At 61.1% G+C, this 20495-nt stretch carries 16 protein-coding genes and 2 pseudogenes; 7 read left to right on the forward strand and 11 right to left on the reverse strand.

What is annotated here, in order from left to right; all coding sequences use genetic code 11:
• Positions 1–13 precede the first annotated feature (13 nt).
• The 4 genes from AL072_RS34755 to AL072_RS32805 all read right to left on the reverse strand — a co-directional run bounded on the left by AL072_RS34755 (position 14) and on the right by AL072_RS32805 (position 9235).
• A complete protein-coding gene (locus AL072_RS34755) occupies positions 14–544 on the reverse strand; it encodes a M41 family metallopeptidase (protein ID WP_144428469.1) in 531 nt (176 codons plus the stop codon).
• Positions 545–1345: 801 nt separating this feature from the next.
• On the reverse strand, positions 1346–2890 hold the full coding sequence (locus tag AL072_RS32795; RefSeq protein ID WP_045586311.1) for a hypothetical protein: 1545 nt from the start codon (positions 2888–2890) through the stop codon (positions 1346–1348).
• A 6-nt stretch (positions 2891–2896) separates the two neighbouring features.
• Positions 2897–8122 (reverse strand): AAA domain-containing protein, encoded by a 5226-nt coding sequence (locus tag AL072_RS32800; RefSeq protein WP_045586310.1) that lies wholly within the window; start codon positions 8120–8122, stop codon positions 2897–2899.
• Positions 8123–8359: 237 nt separating this feature from the next.
• A complete protein-coding gene (locus AL072_RS32805; RefSeq protein WP_045586309.1) occupies positions 8360–9235 on the reverse strand; it encodes a hypothetical protein in 876 nt (291 codons plus the stop codon).
• A 375-nt stretch (positions 9236–9610) separates the two neighbouring features.
• On the opposite strand from AL072_RS32805, the gene AL072_RS34760 reads away from it, so the two are divergent.
• On the forward strand, positions 9611–10258 hold the full coding sequence (locus AL072_RS34760; protein WP_144428470.1) for a hypothetical protein: 648 nt from the start codon (positions 9611–9613) through the stop codon (positions 10256–10258).
• Between the two features lie 337 nt (positions 10259–10595).
• On the opposite strand, the gene AL072_RS34765 is transcribed toward AL072_RS34760, so the two are convergent.
• The 4 genes and pseudogenes from AL072_RS34765 to AL072_RS32825 all read right to left on the reverse strand — a co-directional run bounded on the left by AL072_RS34765 (position 10596) and on the right by AL072_RS32825 (position 12982).
• Positions 10596–11174 carry a transposase gene (locus tag AL072_RS34765; RefSeq protein WP_245637109.1) on the reverse strand — a complete coding sequence of 193 codons (579 nt, stop codon included), beginning with the start codon at positions 11172–11174 and terminating at the stop codon, positions 10596–10598.
• A 47-nt stretch (positions 11175–11221) separates the two neighbouring features.
• A pseudogene (locus AL072_RS36395) lies at positions 11222–11287 on the reverse strand (hypothetical protein); the annotation flags it as partial.
• A 307-nt stretch (positions 11288–11594) separates the two neighbouring features.
• On the reverse strand, positions 11595–12197 hold the full coding sequence (locus AL072_RS32820) for a COG3904 family protein (protein ID WP_158511130.1): 603 nt from the start codon (positions 12195–12197) through the stop codon (positions 11595–11597).
• Between the two features lie 17 nt (positions 12198–12214).
• On the reverse strand, positions 12215–12982 hold the full coding sequence (locus AL072_RS32825; protein ID WP_052710502.1) for a hypothetical protein: 768 nt from the start codon (positions 12980–12982) through the stop codon (positions 12215–12217).
• A gap of 450 nt (positions 12983–13432) precedes the next feature.
• Here AL072_RS32825 and AL072_RS35430 point away from each other — a divergent pair, with 450 nt between their 5' ends.
• Positions 13433–13630, forward strand: coding sequence for a hypothetical protein (locus AL072_RS35430; protein WP_245637110.1), 198 nt, complete (start codon positions 13433–13435; stop codon positions 13628–13630).
• 93 nt (positions 13631–13723) lie between these two features.
• Here AL072_RS35430 and AL072_RS32835 read toward each other — a convergent pair whose 3' ends face one another.
• Together AL072_RS32835 and AL072_RS32840 are read right to left on the reverse strand one after the other, a co-directional pair.
• Positions 13724–14209: an SDR family NAD(P)-dependent oxidoreductase gene (locus tag AL072_RS32835; protein ID WP_144428471.1), complete on the reverse strand. Its 486-nt coding sequence runs from the start codon at positions 14207–14209 to the stop codon at positions 13724–13726.
• A gap of 86 nt (positions 14210–14295) precedes the next feature.
• Complete coding sequence (locus AL072_RS32840; RefSeq protein ID WP_045586306.1) at positions 14296–14640, reverse strand: glycosyltransferase family protein; 345 nt, start codon at positions 14638–14640, stop codon at positions 14296–14298.
• A gap of 286 nt (positions 14641–14926) precedes the next feature.
• On the opposite strand from AL072_RS32840, the gene AL072_RS34010 reads away from it, so the two are divergent.
• The 4 genes and pseudogenes from AL072_RS34010 (at position 14927) to AL072_RS32860 (ending at position 19024) form a co-directional block, all read left to right on the forward strand.
• A complete protein-coding gene (locus tag AL072_RS34010) occupies positions 14927–16294 on the forward strand; it encodes a TnsA endonuclease N-terminal domain-containing protein (RefSeq protein ID WP_082109450.1) in 1368 nt (455 codons plus the stop codon).
• A 30-nt stretch (positions 16295–16324) separates the two neighbouring features.
• A pseudogene (locus tag AL072_RS34015) lies at positions 16325–17108 on the forward strand (IS5 family transposase); the annotation flags it as partial.
• A 159-nt stretch (positions 17109–17267) separates the two neighbouring features.
• A complete protein-coding gene (locus AL072_RS34770; RefSeq protein ID WP_144428472.1) occupies positions 17268–18263 on the forward strand; it encodes a hypothetical protein in 996 nt (331 codons plus the stop codon).
• A 161-nt stretch (positions 18264–18424) separates the two neighbouring features.
• Positions 18425–19024 carry a hypothetical protein gene (locus AL072_RS32860; RefSeq protein WP_060721767.1) on the forward strand — a complete coding sequence of 200 codons (600 nt, stop codon included), beginning with the start codon at positions 18425–18427 and terminating at the stop codon, positions 19022–19024.
• A gap of 30 nt (positions 19025–19054) precedes the next feature.
• Here AL072_RS32860 and AL072_RS32865 read toward each other — a convergent pair whose 3' ends face one another.
• Positions 19055–19660 carry a hypothetical protein gene (locus AL072_RS32865; protein ID WP_060721768.1) on the reverse strand — a complete coding sequence of 202 codons (606 nt, stop codon included), beginning with the start codon at positions 19658–19660 and terminating at the stop codon, positions 19055–19057.
• Between the two features lie 302 nt (positions 19661–19962).
• Here AL072_RS32865 and AL072_RS32870 point away from each other — a divergent pair, with 302 nt between their 5' ends.
• Positions 19963–20340 carry a hypothetical protein gene (locus tag AL072_RS32870; RefSeq protein WP_060721769.1) on the forward strand — a complete coding sequence of 126 codons (378 nt, stop codon included), beginning with the start codon at positions 19963–19965 and terminating at the stop codon, positions 20338–20340.
• The last annotated feature ends 155 nt before the right edge of the window (positions 20341–20495 follow it).

Below are 20495 nucleotides of genomic sequence, written 5' to 3' on the forward strand. Positions count from 1 at the left end.
GAAAGTTGGCAGGTCAGCCTATCCTGCCTTCGCTCTGTGCTATCGCCATCTCGATGACTTGGAATACCGTCGGTTCGACTCTCGGAACCTGCTGGGAGAGATCATGCAGAAAATCCCGACCATTGATTTCTTCAGTTTCCATGAGCAATTCAGCAAGAAGTTCGACGAACTTCCAAACATGGCCTAATCCCAGAAAATGTCTGGCAACAGCGACATAGAGTGGGAACTGGCCATCATGCCCCAACTCATGAAGATGAACTGAAGCATTATCCTGATCTCCAAAGTATCCTTCTGAGCCTTCCTTGTGAGCGACGCCGAGTTTCTCTGCGTGTAGACGATCGGCAGCCAAGCCGGCGGCCGCGACCAGAGCCCCGCCTCTATGCGATTCCATCGTTGGAGGATTGGGGACCTCGTATTCCGTGTGTCCCTGGCTGTCGGCATTCGCGACGCAGGCCACCCTGGTCACCCTGAAGCCGTTGGCCATCGCCATCACCGCGTGACCAGCCTCATGATAGGCTATGATGGCCGTTTGCTCTCTCGACATGGGACTCTCCGGTGAACGCTGGTTGTGGGAGGCATCGGTTGATGGGATTGCCGGGTTTGAACGGCATCAGCCGGCTTCCTGGGCAGCGATCGCGAACCACTGTTCAAGCGGCATACGATCCCGGGTTGGCCGGCCAGGCACCGTCAACGGTCCGCCCAGGATCGCCTCTCCCCGGCGGACCCAGCGATGTATCCTGAAGGTGGCCTGGCCGGAGCCGATCCCGGACCCCGCCCAGTGCTGTTGCAACGTTTCCGCCGACAGCGTTGGCGCGAGAACGCTTCCGCACCGGCTGCAGGTCTGCACCGCCACGCCATCGCGAACCTGGAACCATGGCAGGGGCACACGCCGCTCGGCGCTGCGGCGAAGCGAATCCGCGATGTCGAGCGGAAGGAGCCCCGCATCGCCATGCCTCGTGCCGAGGATGAGGAGAGCGCGATAGGTGTTAGGTAAACAACGGGAAGGGTGAACTGAACCGGAACGGCGGCTTGTCTGCTGGACTCCCACGCGACTGTCCGGGAAACCGACCTTTGGCGGCCAGTTCGGAAACTGTCCGGCAACATCCGCTTTTGACGGGTTTCCGGACAACTTGAATGCCGGACGGGATGACGGACAGGAAGGCACATCCCGGTGTTCTCAGCCCGTTCTACCTTAGCGTTGTTTGCCTAACACCTATCGCGCTCTCCTCAGCATCCTCCAGTCGTCCTTGAGGTCTCGCCAGGATCCCGGAGAACACCAGCCGACGTGCTGGATGGTGTCCGTATCGTCGCGGAAGATGAAGGGCATCGCTCTTCAATTTTCTTGTCAGGGATGGAGGGTGAGCAACTGCTCCAGGACAAGATTCCAGTCTTTGTTCCGTGCTCCGAGCGCTGCGTTGAACCCGCGCTTCCCAATGAGATCGATCATCACTTGGTGTGCGTTGCGGACATTGGAAGGGTTGTGAGAAACCACCCCCAGGGGCACCGGGTATCCGGTGCCGTAGGCAAGCGGAGTGTGGACCAACGCCACGAAGCAGCATCCAGGGACTAGGAGCATCTCGAACGAAGGCGGGAGTGATTGCAAACCGCCTTTATGCGTGAGGATCGTGTCGAACAGCATCGAAAACCGACGGGCGAGATCCTGCTCGTTCTGGGAGACCAGAACCACCTCGAAGCCATCGGCCCCCTCCCGGTGCTCGGCGCTGGTCATGGGTGAGCCGCGCTCGCCGGCGTCCGGCGCCGCGCGTCGAAGTTGGCTCCGCAATATCTCGACAAGACCCTTCATCTCCGCCGAACATCCCCAATGGGGAATCGAGGGTTTCCACCAGATCGCGGCCGGCGGCCGCGCCGATCCGGGCTGCGCCGCCTTCCATTGGGTGATCGTCTCGACGATCCGCTTCCGGTTGGCCGGTGTCCAGATCGTGCCCGCAACACGCAGGGTCGATGCCTTGCCGGAAGCATCAGACTGCATCCGTATTCGGTCAAGCAGCGCCTCCGGGTTGAAGCCGTCCCGCCACTGGAACGGAGAGACCTGTTCAGGCGCACATTCGACCAGGAGACGGAACGCCTTCTCCGTAGAGTCATCGGAGACGATGGTGCTCTCCAGCAGATCGGTGCAGGCACGGACCACGTCCGAACGCTCTCGCAGGGCCGCCGCAGACATCCAGTTACCGAGGTCCGGATTGACTTCGTTGTCCTCGGTCAGGCGGACGCTGACGGGCACCAGGGTCCAGACCCGATCACGGGGCTGCACGTCGTCGACGCTGTAGAGATGCTTGATCGGATCGTTGATGTTCTTCCGGTTCGCCTGGATTTCGTCGAAGGTCCGATGGAAGACCTTGCGAATCCGATCCACCGGTGACGAGACGGTTTCCTCGTCCGTCACCTTCAGCAGGGGGAAGCCCCGTTCGAAATTGCCAAGCGGCCGGTGACGCACCGACTGAAACGAAATCAGGTCGAAGGTCTCCCATGCATGCGTCGTCTCGACTTCCCCGATGCGAGGTCGGCCGAAGCCGTCATCGAACAGTCTGCGCCCCTGTGCCGACAGGTGAATGCGCCCGGTCTTGCGTTCGACGAATCCCAGGTCATAGGCTCGATTGATGACGTAATCACGCTCCGTTACCGAAAACCCGAAGAAGTCTCCGATTTCCGGTTCCGAAAGATCATCGATCTCGTAAAGCAGCCGCAGCAGAAATTCTACGGGCAAAGGCACATTGCTGAGAACGGCTGCCTTGTAGCGGATGCTGTATACGCGACACGGCAGGCGAACATCCAGGCGGTTGAGTTCCAACGCTCCGTCGTTTTCCCCGTCAACATCCTCCGCGTCATCGAAGGGATCCCCGAAATCGGGGTCGAATGCCGATTCTGACATCGTCCGTTACCTCTCCTCCGCATCGTGGAACGCGGCAAGCCCTTCCGCCTGCAAGCCGCGCGCCTTGCTTGCCACCGCCGCCATGGGGCTTCCCGCCGGCCAGCCTTTCGACGTCCCGACGATGACGAGGCGGTCCATGGCGCGAGACAAGGCGACGTTGATCCGGTGCGGCTGGGACAGGAAGCCCTGCTTGATGGTCTTGCCGGCGTCGCCTTGCGGACCGTCTTCGTTGTTGCGGACCAGCGACAGGATCACCATCAGGTTTTCCTTGCCCTGGTAACTGTCGACCGTATCGACCCGGATCGATTCGCGCAGGGCCAGGCTGATCCTCGCCGACAGAAGGCTCTTCTTGATCAGATTCACCTGAGCCATGTAGGTGCAGATGATCCCGATCGGATATTCCAACGGCTTGTCCGCTGCCTTGTTCGTCTGCAGCCATGCCTGGAAGGGCTCATGCCGGTCGAGATCGCGCAGCAGCCGCATGACGGCGCGCTCCTCGGCGGTGTTCTGCCGGCTTTTGGAGTGCTTCACCTCGGTGTCGAAAGCACGGGCGCCGGCTTTTGCCGTGTCGATCCACACCACGGCCTTGGACAGGTTCCCGGGCCAGGTCCCCTCCTGGACCTTGGGGGCTGCCCGTCCGTGCTTCAGCGGCGAGTCCCGGTAGAAGACCTCCGACACCAGGCGTCCGATCGGCTCGATCATGCGGTACTGGATCCGAAGCGTCTGGCCGACGGCTCGGCCGTACGGTGACGTGAAGGTGCGCTCGAAATCGCTGCGACGGACTTCCTCCCGCGGAATGCCGATGCGCTTCGCCGTCTCCGCGACGTATTCGCCCACATGGAAGGGCGGCAGTTGCATGTGGTCGCCGACGAGAATGACACGCTTGCCGGACTGCATCGGCACCGCCAGTTCACCAGCCGTGCAACGGGCGGCTTCGTCGATGATGACGAGGTCGAAGTTGGACTTGAGGCCGAGCGAAAGGCTGCCCAATCCAACGCAGGTGCCGCAGACGATCTGCCGCGTGCCGACCAGAAACTCCTCGAAGTTGCGATGGCGCGAGCCGACGTGACCGATCCAGTCGTCCATCAGGTCGACGGCCGAGACCAGGCGGCGCAGTTGATCCGGCATGATGGGCATTTGCTGCTTGCGGGCGAGCGCTTCGGCGAGGACCTCGAAGGTGTTCGGCTCTCCAAGATCCAGGACTTGCTTCTTGCGCACCGGGATGTCGCTCTGCAACTCATCCTCGGCATCGGGGAAGTCTTCGTCGTTCAGAGCCTCGGCGACCCATTCAGGGTCGTCCGCATCGCCGGCGGTAGCGGCATCCTGGCCGGTTGCATCCTGGCTGGCCCCTTCCAGACCTGCGTTTTCGTCATTGTTGATGAAGACCTGGGGAACCGCGAGGTAACCGACGGCGGCAATCTCGTATGCCGACAAGCCGATGTTGGCGAGCAGCCGGAACACGGTGTCCTCCAGTTCGGCCCGTTCTCCGCTTCCCCGTCGGTTGCGGTCATTCTCCGGCCTCGGGCCGTGCTTCTGCTCGCTGGCCAGGGCGCCGAGTTTCTTCAGGACGGGCCGGACCGCGGTCACGAGATGGTGGAAGGACTCCAGGTAGGATGTCCGCAGCCCGAGCCGCTCTCCAACCACCATGATCTTTTCCTTGAGGCGAGCGCGGAACTCATCGCGGTAGCGCTGCTCCAGGCTGTCCTTATGATAGGGGCGCACCGTATCGGACAGGTCGTTCTTGTACCCGACCCGGACCAGGCTGATGGTTTCCCCGGCTTCCGCGAAAAGGTCGATGACACCCTTGGCGGCGTTGTCCACCGCTTCGTGCGCTTGGCTCGCCAGAAGGATGCGACGGGCGCCGCCCACGGTCAGCGCGTGGTGGATGATGGCCGCGATGAAGGTCGTCTTCCCCGTTCCCGGCGGGCCTTGAAGAAGGCCCAGCGGGCCGGTCGTCCAGAGGATCTGGAAGGCTTGAACCTGGGATTCGTTGAGGCGGTATCGACCTTCGAGGTACTTGCCGTCGGGCACGGCCGCACCCTTCACGCTTATGGGCCAGACGGAATCCCGGTGGGTGAAGTGGTCCACCAGGTTCTTGATGGCGGCATCGCCGCCGAGGATGCGGGTGATCGCACGTTCCCGTCGGTTGCGGCTTTCTATGGATTTCCGGCTCTCGAACCGCAGGCGGTTCCCCAGGGCGAACAGGTTCGAACCGTCGAAGGATCGGTAACGGGGCGAGTCGATCGCGGCCAGGTTGCCCCGGGTGGCGCCGACATCCAGCACCCCGACATGGACCCAGTCGCCGTGCCGGTTCGGCGTCTTCACACTGACCCGGTCGTCGGCATCGAACTCCAAGGCTCCGTGCAGCATTCGGCAACGGATCAGGATGAGTTTGCGGGAGATGGAAAAGTCGACCTCATGGTCGATGTGCGCTTCGACCACGTCCTCCAGTTCGACGTCCATGAGCGTGCGCCACAGACCCGCGACATCGACGGCCGGCGTCCCGGCCGGCGGTCGGCCGGTCGCTGCGGCTTCGGCCTCTTCGTCCAGGTTGAAGTCGGTATCGAGCCCGTCTTCGATCCCGGTTTCCTCATCCGCTACCGGATCCGCAGCCTGCCCGCCTTTGCGCGACTGGAGTTCGGCAGCGACCTCCGGCAGATCGAGCAATGGGCGCACGCTTTCCGGGTCGGTGAACATTCCCCTCTGGAAGAGGATGGTGGCCGCGACACCGCAGCAGCGATGACGCTGCGCCAAGCCGACCTCGTCCTGCGACAACGCGAGTGCAGACACCCGCCAGGGCCGGCCTTCGCGGGTGAGATGGATGGCGAGGCGGGCGCTGGCCCCCGTCACCGTCACCATCCTCTCGCCCACTTGGCGCCGCACGCCGATGTGGTATTCGCCGGCATCCGGCCGCAGCAGGAAGTCGTCGGAGACGCCTTCGGGGATGGCGATGGTCAGGAGCAGCCCGCCGTTCCCGCGAGGCCGTCGCAAGGCGCTCAAGGCATCCGCGAGCGGTGCCAAGGTGGCGAAGACGGGTTCCTTTTCCCGGCAGGTGCCGAATGCCTGCGCCAGTGGAGCCAGGCTCTCCGGTTCCAGTTCGCACCGTTCCAGCAGTTTCTCGGCGATCACCAGCACGCCGCACCGGTCGCGTTGGAAAGCCGTGGCGGGTTCTCTCGGTGCGTATTCCAGGGTGTAGCGCTCTCCCTCCCCCGGTCCGGGCAGGTCGACGACGTCGATCAGAACCGGGGTCACCGCGGCCGCCCTCCCCCCGTCGGAAGTGGCGCCAGGATCGGCGGCGGTATCCCTCGGTGGACAGAGGATGTTGGCCGGGGACAAATCGCCATGCGCCAGATCCTGGGCATGCAGGCCATCGACGATGCCGATCAGGCGTAGCAGAAAGTCGACGATCGCCGGCGTGCCCTGCAAGGGGCCGGTGTCCTTCGGGGCAGTTAGCAGGTCCTGAAGCGACGGGCCTTCCACCCAATCCATCACGACGGCCACGCGGTCGATAAGGTAGGAGACATCCCGGATGCGGCAGATACCGTCAAGGGCGAGGTCGGCCAAGTCCCGGGCCCGTTGGCAAAAGGCGAGGAGCCGGGAGCCGTCGGTCCTTTCTTCCAACCAGTTAACACGGTTCCACAATTTTACCGCAAGTTGATCGCCGTCTTCGACAGAACGGTAGAGCCTGCCGCGTTCGCTGGACGAAATCGTCTTGACGGATGGATAAGTCTCCATGAATTCGATCAGGTCTTCATGGGTGCGGAACCGATGCAGACGTTCGAGCGTCTCCGCGTCCGCCTGGAGCGGCTTGGTCGCCACGTTGAAGGCGTCCAGCATGGCCTGGGCGTTGGGGAAGCGTTTCCTGACATCGGGATCCAGCGCCTGTTCCAGCCACGGGTGGAGGCTGGCGAACGAGCCGTTCGAATCGGCGGCAGGGGCCCAAATCGCGCTTGCGCCTTGAACAGCGTCCGGCTCACGGCCAAGCAGAAGCCGATGGGCGACGCAGCCGAGCAGGAAGACGTCCTTGGCGAAGGGGCTGCTGACCTGCCCGGACTGCGTTTCCGGATAGGACACTGGCTTTGCCAGCAGGGAGTACCGGTCCTCGGCGATCGTCCTGCCTTCGGGAATGCGGGCGGCGAACAGGTGGGAGAAGCGCACGGTGGACGGCAATTCAACCCAGACGCTGTGATCTCCGATGTCGCAGTGGGAGACGTCGAGCGCGTGCATGCGAGCGGCGTTGGCGAGCATGGTGCGCACGAGGTCGATGCGCACGTTCTTCGCCATCGTCCGGCCCTCGCCGGACATGAAGCGGCTGAGGCGCTGGGTTTGGCGCCGGCGCTCGAAGATCTCCCAGTAGCGCAGCCCCTTTTCCGGGTCGGTGACCTTCTGGCGGAGCAGCGCATATTCCATGTCCTGGCTGCGCTCCAGGAGGTGGTTCAGCACCGTCCGTTCGCGACCGATGATGCCGGCGCGCCCTTCGGCACTGTAGAATTTCGGGTCGCACTTGGAAAAATCCCAGTACCGCAGCAGGCCGCTGGTATCGGCGGCCTCTGTCTCCTGGGCATCGTACTCGGCATAGATCTCGCCATGCCGGTGGATGACATCGGACACCACGCGATAGGCATCGAAAATCCGGTTGCGCGGCTTGAAGTAGTTTCCGCTGCAGAAAATCTGGTCGAATCGCGCCTTCCAGGGACCGCCCTTCCTGGTCAGCGCTTGTTCGGGTTTCGTTACCCCCCGGTTCGTCAGCGCCCGATTTCTCTTTTCGACGTCGACGATCATCTTGCAGAAGTCGTCGATACCGAAGACGAAACGACGTTCTCTTTCATGAATTTTTCGGAAGTCAACTGAACCGACCATGATGACACAGGAGTCGATCCGCGGCACCGCGTCCTTGACGCGCATATGAGTCAAGTGTCGGTTTATCATGCTGGAAAGGACGCGCGCATTATTATTGATTTTATGGACCGGCGATGCCCCCATATCCTTGTTGTTCTGATACCATTTTTGGCCATCGGACGCGACTTGACCACCCCACTCCTTGATGTCGGCGATGACGATGCGGTCGTCGAGCACGATGACGACATCGATCTCTTTCGGGTGGGTGTCCGGGGTGGCGGCTTCCAGGTTGGCATAGCCGTACCAGTGTGGCGGCAGCAACTTCGACAGCGTATCGATCCCGGCCACTTCTCGATGGTGGATCCCTTCGGCCTTGAGGGGAGTGATCAGCATGTTCTGTCTCTGGCTGCGATGCAGCAACAGGTGGTAGGCGGCTCTGGTTCGTTGGATAATGGATGCTGTCTTGGTTTGGTGGCAATAGTTAAGATTGTGCTCCCCCGCCTTCTATGGTCGGAAAAGTCGATGTCTGAAGTGCGGCTGACATCTGGCAACGGCAATGTTGTCGCGGAAAGACCATCGGAGGCAAGGAGGGGCTGCTGGATGACAGCCCTTCCCTGGCTCTCGCGTAGATCATGCCGGCGTCGGCGCGAACGCCGCGTGGATCGGCCCCCCGTTCCAACCTTCAAGCCGGGCCAGAAGTCGGTTGGCTTCCGCGCTGTCGTCCAGGTCGAGGCCCTCGAGCCGCGCCGAGTACGTGGGCTCATCGGATCGATCAATCTCGAAGGTCGGCTCGACGGTGGCGTCGGAAAAATGCAGTACAAGAACAGCGCGGAGTTGGGGTTCTGCTTCGATGCCCATGCCCATCAGTTCCAGACTATCCTCGTCGTAGTAACGCTCGACATACCGGCCAATGAGCAGGTGGACGCCCTCGGAATGCAGGTCATCCAGGAGATCCCGGAGCCGGGCCAGCGCCGAGAAACGTTCAGTCGGGAGCATCCCAGACACCTGCGTGATGACGTTCGCAACGCGATCCAGCACGTCGGCCTTTTCCAACGTCTTCACCGTCCGCGATGCGGTTGGTCCAGCGATGCGGTCAGCCTCTTGGACCACCTGCAACAGCACCTCCTCCGGAAACTCCTTCAAGGGCAACCGGAAGCGCTGCAGGTGCGCAACGATGCGCTCATGGGCGTGGTCTCGAAGATCGAGGCTGATGTCGCACCCGTTGATGCGCTCCATAAGGTCGACGAAGTCGTGCACGGAAACGCCGAGAAGGTCAGCAACGATCTCAACGACCTCCTTACGGGTCGGCTGGCCGCGCAGCAGACTCTTGATGTTGCTCAGGCTGCAGGACACACCACGCTCCGTCACCGCCGCCGCCAGCGCATCGTTGGTGAACGCCCGGTTGGGATGGGCCGCATTGAACCGGCAGATGGCTGCCCTGACCTTCTTTTCGTTTACCGGGACCACACCATTCCGGTAGCGCCGAACCCGCTGTTTGTCTGCCATTGCTTGTCTCCGTATCGCCTGATGACGAGCGGATATTCGCGTGACATCGCCACCGAAGCCAACTGGGATGAAGGGTTTGTCAACGCTCTTACCAAGTCGAGATAGGACGATATGGGTCGAGATAACGCCACACTGCCAGGAAAGAAGCGCCAGGGCTAAGACTGCTTCCTCCGCTCCCGAGGCGGTTTCCCCAACGGACCAGTCCTGTATTCCACCAGCGTCAGCCGAATGGGTGTCTGGGCCAGGATGTTGACGGCCGTCCTCACCTCCGCAAAATTCACGTTGGAGTTGGAAACACATTGGGGACGACGTGAGCACGCAACATGGAATGCAGCCCCTTGAAGGGAAAGCCGCTTTGCGCAGGATTCAGCACCAATGAAGCCTTTCAACGGCTCTGCCGCCTCTCCGATATGGTTGATAGGCGATTCAAATCCGGGGCCATGGGCGCTGAAGTTGAAGTTCCCGCTCGACGACAGACACCCGACACGGCACAGCATCTGGACGCCAGTCTGGGATCGCATCCAGGATCGGGTTTTCCGCAGTGGGGCACTGCGCCTCGATGACCAGAACCTGTTCGTTCGCAATGCTGTCGCAGACGCCGCGGTAAAGCCGCGGCCGACCGCTTTGGACTGGACGAACAGGGAACTGTTATCTCCACTTGAAGGGTTGAGAACAGACCTACAGAGTTTTCAGCCCGGGCTCGTACTTGCCTTCGGCCAGTTTTCATTCGAGTTTGTCCGGCGCGCGCTCAACATCACTCCTGCCTACCCTTGTAAGCATTGGGGACTAGGGAATTTAAGGCGAGCATTCGATGACGCCATCGCCGCATTCGACCCCGACGTGACCAATGTCGTCCCGCTACTGCATGCGACCATCGCCCGCGGCAAATTCCTGGATGCTCACGCGGCGTTCGGAGGCCATTACTTCAACTATGTCGGCGACGGTCTGGCGAAACTTTTGTTGACTCGGCTTAGGAACGCTCCGGTCTGGATCAAAAGCCCTCCTTCTGCTCCGGATTCCTGAGGACCCAGGCAGGAAATTGATCAGAGATCGTCCTGGGCCACCGCTAGTTCCGGCCAAAATCGAAGAGCCTACATAACAACGTGCCGGTTCCGGGTATCCTGACTTTCGACGTCATCAATTATGATTTTCGTTTGGGGTGGGCTCAATATCGGTGGGTGAACAGAGAATAAAAAGTGTATTCCTCAACAACGATCACTATGATGAAACCAAGCCGCTGCACACTGATGCTTCTATGAATGCATGGGGCTGGTGGCGATCTATCAACGCCCCAACACCAGCAAGCCCGCGCCCGAGCATCCCAAGTACCCGTACCTGCTTGGCGGCCTGACAGTCCGTTTCAAAAGCCAGGTGACGGGAGGTGCTTGCGGTTTGGGTGGACGAGGCGGTGCAGCATGATCCTGATGGCAGCAAAAGTGACCATGGCCTCTGCAACGTCGGTTCGTTCCTCGTAATCCTTGGACAAGCGTCGCCATCTTCCGAACCATCCGAAGGAACGTTCGACCATCCAGCGGCGGGGAACGAGGATGAAGCCGCCACCAGCAACGCGCCGGAAGATGATCAGCGTCAGCCCGAGCAGGAAGCAGGCGAGGATGACCGGCATCCGATTGTAGATGCTGTCGGCGAAGATCGCACGCAGCCAGCAGTAGAGCCGCTTGATCCGTGTCAGCAACGCTACGGCGCTATCGGCGTCCTGAGTGTCGGCGGCATGGAAGATGATGCCGAGCAGGAAGCCCGAGGTATCGACAGCGATGTGACGCTTGCGGCCCTTGACCTTCTTGGCCGCGTCAAAGCCTCGGGAGCCACCTTTTACGTCGTCTTGACGCTCTGGGTGTCGATGATGGCGGCGGTCGGGGTAGGAGCGCGGCCCTCTTGCTCGCACAGCATCACCACCAAGTGATGGCGCAGGCTCTCCCACACGCCGGCTTCCAGAAAAGCCCGGAAGTATCGATAGGCCGGCGGCGGTGGAAGGTGGCGCCATTGGCAACCGGTCTGCACGACGTAGAACAGCGCATCCAGCGATCGTCGCATGTCCGTCCGTGCTGCGAGGACGACCGCCGGGTTTCACCGGTGGGATCAACGGTTCGATCAGGCGGTACTGGTCATCGCTCAAAGCCTAGCCGGCGCCGTAAGCACCAACTAGCCGGCGGTTTTCGGGCGTCCACATCGGCAGCCACCCGCAGTGGGGTTCACTCTCAACAGCCGAGGCCTTCGACCATCGCACCATCAGCGCCACTTTCGAAGCAGGCTGTTACGGCCCCACAAGTCGAGGCTCTCATCGGCCGATAGATGTGATGATAGAGGGCAAGTCGGAGCAGAGGCTCTGACCCAACAGCGCCTATTCGTTCACGACATTGTAGCGTCGGAGTTCCGCCGGCGTCAGCCAATGCATGTCGACGCTCAAGGTGTCGGTGATCGGTCGCATCAACTCCGACGACACCGTCATCTCCATCAGGTAACGAGATTGTTCCGCCGCAATCGATGCGGCTGCGCGCTCGACGATGTTAACGACGGCGTAAGCCCCGGCGGCTCCGTTTTCACGAATCATTCGGGTAACCTTGGCGATCAATTCGTCATTACCGCTGACGGTGCTGTTGTGAACGCCGACCTTGGCGGCCGGATCGACTGCCCGGAACACCCCGCCGATGAAGGCATAAGTACAAGCGCTGGCACAGGAGGCCCCTCTCGGCACCCGCGTCGCCAGCCCCGATTTTCGCAGGAAACGGCCGATCTCTAACGCCGCCATGACGTTGCCGCCGGGTGAGGAAAACCATACCTCGTCGATGCGTCCGGCCTGCTGCACGGCCCGCCTGAATTTGGGCCCGTCCTGCTGCAGGAACTCGCCGGTGACCCAGAGGATGCTCTGCCCAGCCGCCGACCGCTGCTCCAGGTTTATGGCGCTCGCTGGCACCGATAGGACGCTGGACAGCAGCGCAGCCAACGGGACGATGCTCGACCTCATGCCGCCTTCTTTTGCCAAGCCGAGGCGCCTGGCGCGCGGCAATACTCGACCTGATCGACCTGCTCTTTCCCTTCGATCCACACCACCTCGCGGGCAATGCGGCAGACCGTTTCCATCGGCGCTACGGCCAACGGTTGGGAGGCTGGTGCTGGCTTCAGCGGCATGTCCGATGGAAGCGAAGCGGTTTGGACTTTCTCCTTCCTTGTCGGCTTTTCCGTCTCGGCTTTCCGGATCGAAGGCATCGCATCGGGAACCATGGCGGCGTATCTCGCTGCCGAGATCTCGACGACCCCGCCATTGCCTGGACACCGGGGGGCTTCCAGACGGTACGGCTTTCCGTTCTGCGGATCACAGTAGACCACGGGACCATGGTAAGGCGTCTCGGAGATCGGCATCTTGACCGTCTGCGTGCCGGCTGTTGCCGCCGAGCCGATCGGCACGGTTCGCGTGCTGACGATCTCCGTCCGGCCGTAGACGCCGGAGTTCTTCGGGCTCGCCCAGTGCATCGTCGTGCCGTCGTTCAGCGCCGCCTGCGTGGCTTCCTGCTGCTTGGCCCGGTCGACGTCATCGATGATCTGGCCCACCAGGGAGCCGGCGATGAAGCCTGCCACACCACCGAAGAGGGCACCGCCGGCTGCTCCCATGTCGCTGTTGCCGCCGATCGCGGCGCCGACAACCACGCCCAACACGGTGCCAAAAGCACCGCCGGCCTCCTTCGCGTTTTGGGCGTTGCATCCACCGACCAGAACGCTGGCGCCTATCATCAACGCCACCGCACTATTGCCCGCTCGGTCCACATCCACCCCCGTTTGACGCTCCCCTTTGGATAATGCTACAGGTTGTTCCCGCGGAGTCAATGTCGCCCCTCGACCAAGCGTCTGGACTAGGTATCCCCTTATCAGCCACGCTGTCGGTTCTTCAAAGTGACCGTCACAAGCCAATCAACAGCATTCACCTCAAATGCCGTTCTATGCTATATATGGCGCATGCCGATCCAGAGACGCTACCGCTTCTTGTATCCGATCGACTGGCCACAGATCAGCCAGCGTATCCGGTTCGTAGTGGCGGAGGGGCGGTGCCAGCACTGCGCCCGCCCTCACGGCCGCGAAGTCAGGTGCCTGCCGGACGGCCGCTGGTACGACAGCGATGTCGGCACTTGGCGCGACAGCCATGGTCACCAAGCGCCTTGGCCTGACATCGTCGAGGCGGTCACGATGAAACGGACACGGGTGATCCTGGCGGCCTGTCACAAGGACCATGATCCGACCAACAACCGCTCGGCCAACTTGGTGGCGCTCTGCCAGCGGTGCCACATGCTCCACGACCGCGAAGAGCATCGCCGGCGTTTCCGCGTCACCATCCTCTTGCGCCGTGCGCTTGGGGACCTGTTCGGCGGTGCCTACCGCTACTGAAAGATTGTCGGTCGGCACCACCACGCTTTTTCCCACCTTCAGCGGCGCCATTGGATCGCGTGTGACGGAGATGCAGCCCCACCGATGCGAGCCTCACTCCTGCGGATTATCGGCAGCCATGTAGGCGCCAAAGGCATCCTGGAAATCTGGATGCCAGCGGGAGAGCGGCGGCCGGTTGCGGACGATGTCCTCGGCAGCCCAACGGATGCGCCGGTTATCCATCTCGCGCGTGACGTCGTTGTCCGGGTACAGGATGTAGAAGTCTCCGGCCGCCATGGTGGGCAGCATGAAATCGACGACCTGTTCCGCCGTCCAGGCGCCGGCGGGCTTTTCGGTCACTCCGCGCGCGCGGGTGAGGCCGGTGTACACGAAGCCGGGGATCAGCAGGTGTGCGGTGACTTGGCACCCGTCCGTGTTGCGCAGTTCGTGAGCCAACGCCTCGGTGACCACCTTAACCCCGGCCTTGCTGGTGTTGTAGGCGGTGTCGCCGGGAGGGCAGGTGATGGCGAGCCCTATGCCGCTGGCCGCTCCGGTGATGACGGCGGTGCGGCCGGGAGAAAGGGCTGGGTGCAGGTCCATCGCAGATTCCTTTGGTGGGGGTTCGGCTCGCTTTGGTCAACCGCCCTTGGCTGGCTGTCCACTTTACCGCTTCAGCGGCCGGCCGGTCACGCCGCGTCCCGCCGTTGCTGGCGCAGCGCATCCAGGTCCTGCGACTTTGCCTGCAGAGCAGCCAGATGGTCCGGCTCCAGGTCGCCCACGAAGATGACGTCGTGCATGACGGTGCCCATACCTCGCTTCAACAGGCGCGCGACGAGGGCCTTGACCGGCATGGTTGGCGCGTCCGCCAGAAACTCGACCGGCTGGTCGTCCCACAGGGGCATGATCACGCGCGCCGCTACGCCCGCCCTCTGCAGCGCTTCCAACGCACTGAGGATCTGCGCCAGAACGGCTTGGCGCTTTTGCCGCACCAGACTGTGCCTGCCTGTTTGTTCGATCGTTGAAGCGGCCATGGCTGACCTCCCGCTCCAGATCCAGGAGGATGCCTGCATGATCTGGGTGCTACCTCGGGTTCAACAGCCGCACGGCGGTTGAGGTTTCGCGCAGCCGGGTCTGCCGCTTGCCTGCGAGCCCTTTAGGACCAAGGATGGCGGTTCCCATCACTTGGTCGGTCTCGAAACGGAAAGGCACTGGCTCCGCCATCGACACCAGTTAATGCTTTCGAGTCTGCTTGCGATTGATGGAGAACTTCTGCTCCATCCGCGATGATTGGGAATAGAACCGAATTTGACGCAACCCATGGATGAATCGAATGGTGACAATGCCAAAATCAGTCGGCAATATGGCTCTCTCTCGCGTTTGATGCTGCCCGACGGATCGACGATTTTGCTAATGAATTTTGATCAATTCTTCGCCGCTCTCAACGTCCTGCTAGAAGAAATCGAGCCGCAGGAGACGCGATCAATCATCCGCCTGTATCTCGGCCTTCCTGAAAAAGGTGCCGTAAGAACCATGGCGGCGGTGGCGCGAATGCTTGAGGTCAAGCCAGGTAGGGTAAAAAGTTCGCTAAGTGAAGGTCGCAGGAAGTTACGCCATAAGATCAAGTTTCGAAAAACGACCGAAGCGGGATTGATTGCAGAAATGCGTAGTGAAATCACGGTGGATCGTGATCTCGCGAAGGCTCTGTTCGACTGGCTGTACAAAGGAAAGCCGGCATCGAATCCGGCTATGCAGGTCCGCTTCGTCCTGCAGATCATGTCCGAAAAGTCCGTCGGCAAAAATTCCTTCTCCACACTTGCCTCCAGCGTTTCAGCCGAAATCCGGACCGGCTCCACTCACCTCTCTCCACGAACGCCCGAGCAATTCGTTGAGCGATTACTGTCCCAGGCATGGTTTCCCGATAGTGATCACCCTCCAACGGTTCCTCCCGCTGGCGAGAAGCCCGCTCGGGACATTCCAAGGCTCGACCATAAACACTCCTTCCGATGCCTGCGTCTTCCTCGTGAGTCGCTGAACAGGCGCGCGTTGGGCGTCGGCATATCGGGGAGCAAAGTCGGGCGGTTTCGCAGTAAGCGCGACGGATACAACCTCGTTCCACATGAATCCAAGGCTGAGCGAGCGTACATCGAGCAAATCGACTCCGCCTCGACGGTGGACTGGTACCGTGTCCAGCCCTTGGCCATCTCCTACCGCGCGCTCGGGAGCGAGCGTGTCTATTATCCGGATCTGATGCTGCGGATGAACGACGGTAGGGTGCTGGTCGTTGAGGTGAAGTCGGCTCTTGAAATATGCACCATCGATACGCTGAGAAAGGCGGTTGCCGGCAGGCGCTATTGCAAGGCGAATGGATGGGGATATTTGCTGGCCGACGAAGCCGGATTGGGCGTCGGACAACTCATGAAATATCCCGTGCCGCCTGTGGAGAGGCTTGCGGACTTCATCCCCGCGGTCGATGAAACAGGAATCAAACGTCAGGACTTCATGTCCCGCTTTCCAGCCGTCGGCAGGCTTCGCGGCCAGGAGTTGATCGCTCTGCTGCTCCAGAACGACCTTGTGCTCCAACGTGAGCCCTCCTGGCTTATTCGACGCGTACCGGCAGAGTTCGGGTGGAAATCCCTTCTGCCACAGGAGGCGAGCGCACCAGCGTCTCCGGTTAAGAGCACCTGACAAAACGGCGTTTGGGCTGTTGAGAGGGGGATGGCTGCACCTCTCGTCTCCGACGCCCTTTTGGGCCGTGATTGAACCGTTACTCCCACCGGAGCCGCCAAACTGAAGGGGGGCGGTCTCGGCTGGACAACCAAGTGACCCTGACCGACATCCTGTTCGTGTTGCGCTCCGGCATTCCGTGGGAACTGTTGGGCATTGAGATGGGATGTGGTTCGGGCATGACCTGTTGGCGCCGGCTGCACGAATGGCACGAAGCCGGCGTCTGGGAGCGGCTGCATCGCGTGCTGCTCGACCGGTTCGGCTATGCCAACGCCATCAACTGGGATCGCGCGGCGATGGACAGCGTCAGCGTTCCAGCAAAAGGGGGCGAGGAGACCGGGCTGAACCCGACGGACAGCGGCAGGCCGGGTTCCAAGCGGCACATCCTCGTCGATGCCAACGGCATCCCCCTCGCCCTGAAAATCTCGCCGGCCAACCGGCATGACAGCCAATTCCTGGAGGCGCTGGTCGATGCCGTGCCTGCGATCCGCCAATGCGTGGGCCGGCCAAACTGAACGCCGACAAGGGCTACGGCTTCGCCCACTGCCGGCGGGTACTGTGCCGGGGAGCGATCATCCTGCGCATCGCCCGGCGTGGCATCGAAAGCAGGGAGCGCCTCGGCCGACACCAATAAGTGGTCCAGCGGACGCTCGCCTGGTTCGCGCGCTTCCGTCGCATCGCCGTCCGATACGAACGCCACGCCGACATCTTCACCGCATTCCATAAAATAGCCGTCAGCCTCATCTGCTGGCGATTCGTCCAAAGATGGTTCTGTCATCTTATCCGGTGTGGCCAGGAACAGCGTTTAAGAGAATCGCATAGCAAGATGAAGCGCGTGCGGATACATACCTGAATATGCAATTCCGCTATGATTGATCTTGAACGGGGTACTTTGATAAGCATGAGGTCAGAAACTCTTCTGGCGAGAAAATTCATGCGTTTTCGGCTTTCTCTCCTGGTGGCGGCTGTTCTCGTGACAAGCGGTTGCGCGAGCACGGCTCCAAAAGCCGTGCAGACAGCCACCGGAGAAAAGGTAAGCATCGGATATAATGGTGCTATCCATCAAGGGAATGGCTGGTTTGTTCAGGTGACCGAACAAGACGGAAAATGGAAAATCGTTGAGGTCACGGCCAAGCCAGAACGACGCTGGAAGGAGGAGAATGAAATCCTCTGGGTAAGGCGTGATCGCAAGTCGATCGAGCCTGCGTTTGAGACCAATATGGGCTATAAGCCGTCAGTCAATGAAATCGAGTGCAGTCCATTGTTGGATAAGCATACGCAGTATGATGCGTGCAACAGTCGACTAACTAAGGTTAACGTTGGCCGGAGCATTGGAAAGAACGTCCTTGCGGCCGCTATGACCCTCGGCATGGCAAGTGGGACGAACCGTGGAATCGATCACGACCTGATTCATCAGATCATGAAGGACACGGAACTGCTCGACGCTCTTACTAAACCCGAATACATGAACGTTCTCAAAATCGAAGACACCAACCAGACCATCATACAGGAGAGCCGGCGCGCAACCATCAACGATCGGGCCGCCGTCCTGAACGCACGGCTCAAGGTCCCCGATCAGGTAGCACGAGGGCTTGCGGTCACGATGAGCCAGGCTGCGTACACAGCCCTGCGCCGGCAGGAGAAATACAGAGTTTCCCACGGCTCCCCCCAAGGGATTGGTGATCTGGCATATTCAGAAGTCGCGGAAGCAACCGCAAGCAATACCCATTGCGCGATGGTCAAAGGTTCTATCAATATCCATGGCTACAGCGCTCAAGGAAGCCTTTATATCAACCCAAAGGAAACGCGGTCTGTTAGCGCACTATATTGTACTCTCGACGGTACGCCGTGGTCGGAAACGAACAACGCCATGTGCATGCAAGCCGATGGCAAGCGCATTTGTGACAATTACTTCGCGGTGGCACGTTGAGGCGTCGTCACCTTAACTATATCATTACCCGATAATACAGGTCGTTCCTTTTATTTCAACCGCAACCGGGAGAAAGCCTCTGGACCTCCAATTGCAGATCAGGGGCAGATGGATCTGCTAGTTTCTCAAATGCCTTCCCTCGCCCCTACCTGGACCACACCATGCCCAACGGATTGAAGGAGATCTTCCCCGACTTTGCCCTGACGCGGTCCGGCGCCGTGATCCACCTCGCGGTGATCGGCTTCACGGATCGGCTGGAACGGTTCGCCGCTTGGCTCCCCGACGTCGCGCCTACAGCGTCGCACCGATCGACGATGTTCGATTATGAGGTCTTCGGCGCCAGGAAGAAGGAAGATGTGTTCGACCTTTATGACCACATCCTGCGGATCGAGTTTCCGGCGGAGGCGGAGGCGATTGCCTTCGCCGATTACTGCGGCCAGGACCTATTCGCCAAGAAACCGGCCTACAAGCGGAACTTGGTGCCGTTGAAGTCGAAGCCGAAAACTGTTGCTCCGACGAGCGGCATCGCTCTGCCACTCTTGCGATCAGTGCCTATCCGGGGCTGCGGACAGGATAAGCCGTTCTTGCACGAGGTGGGTGTGGCGGCCGCCCTCGTTTGCAACGAGATCGACCAGCGCGCGGCTACCATCCGGCTTGGCCTGAGCGGACGGGTCGCACTGCGGCGTCGACTGGTCAGGATCGGATGGCTGGCGACTTGGCCGGCTCGCGCGAAAGTCGTGACATACTGCTGCTACCTGTAGGCCGCTGCACTCGACGCCAGCCGGCTGGTGTCATTCTGGAGTCCGCCGGAGGAAGCGCGCCTTTCGGGACCGCTCCCAGTGGCCAGCGGGATCGGTCGCCGCTTCACGCCAGAAGGTGCGCCACTTGACGTAGCGCGAACTGGCGGCCGCCAGGGCAGCGTCCAAGGCGCCGTATCGAAACAAGGCGGCATTGGCCATGCTGACGATCAGCGGGTTGGGGTGCATGCGCCCTTCCACGTCCTGCGCCAGGAGCCGCTGTACCGTTTCCTCCTCACCGGATCCCAGGTCGTCAGCGATCAGCGTCAAAGCCATGGCGGCACTCCATGAGACGCCGTGGAGACAGTGGACCACCACCCTGCCCTCCGGCTTCTGCTCCCGTATCCGCCGACCGAACTCAATGACGGCGGAGACGTCGTCCATGGTCGGACCTCGGAAAGAACCGTAGACGGGAATCGCGATGTCGTCGAACAGTAGCGCCAGAAGGGCATCGACATCGCCGAGCGTCGCCTGTGCACAGGCGAGGTCGAGATCCGCCACTGAAATGTCGGATGCAGTTCCGCGGATGGACACGATCGCGTCGGCGCCCTCGAATCCGCCGTCGAGCACGGCTTGCTGTGACAGGACCCTTAACTCCATGTCCCCCCAACCACCGTTCACTTATCGGCTGATCTTACGCAGGGCGCGACAAGACACCAGTCGGATAGCAACACCGGAAGCGGACCGACCGGGGTGTTTTTCTCGGCGGCTCGCTCCTCCCGGACATGGAGAAGCCGCTTGCCGACGCAGTCACCAGTGGCACACTGTTCCGCAACCGTCCCTTATGGGATGGACCGGTCCGATAGAGCAGTCGGGTTCGGCTTTGATTAGGGATGGCAACAGATGCTGCTAAAGACAATCCATTGGGACGACCGATTGTGCACAATGAAGGAGCACAATCAATGTCCCGTACCTTCCGTCGCCGACGCGACGTCATCCAGCGCCAGCGTGAGATCGACTGGTATTTTCAGCCGTGGGAACATGGCGAGGATGAACCGAATTGGAAGCGCTACGTAGAGAAGGGCTGGCGGATCGGAGGCCGCCGCTTCCGCCGTGATGCCACTGCCATCGATGAGAGCCTAGTCGTCCTCCACCTGATTGCGTACTTCCACCGCGAAAGCCGGCCCGGCGAGCGCAGTGCTCCAGCCCACTTTCGGCGGACCTACAACGCCCGAAACCGGTACGCCGACCGCAGCGCCATCCATCGGGCTCTCGCCTGTGGCGATGACAACATTGTGCTCCCGGTCCGGTGCCGTTCTGTGAACTGGGATTGGTTCTAAGGAATGAGGGGCGGGCTTCGGCTCACCCTTCCTCACCACCATCGAAAACGTCGTTGGTTTCGATCGCATCAACGGCCACGCTATCATCGTGTCATTCTTGACCCGCTCCTACTCCTGGAACAGGAGCGGGTCGATCCTCAACCGTATCTGCTGTC

Origin of the sequence: Azospirillum thiophilum, assembly GCF_001305595.1 — a bacterium.
Lineage (GTDB): Bacteria > Pseudomonadota > Alphaproteobacteria > Azospirillales > Azospirillaceae > Azospirillum > Azospirillum thiophilum.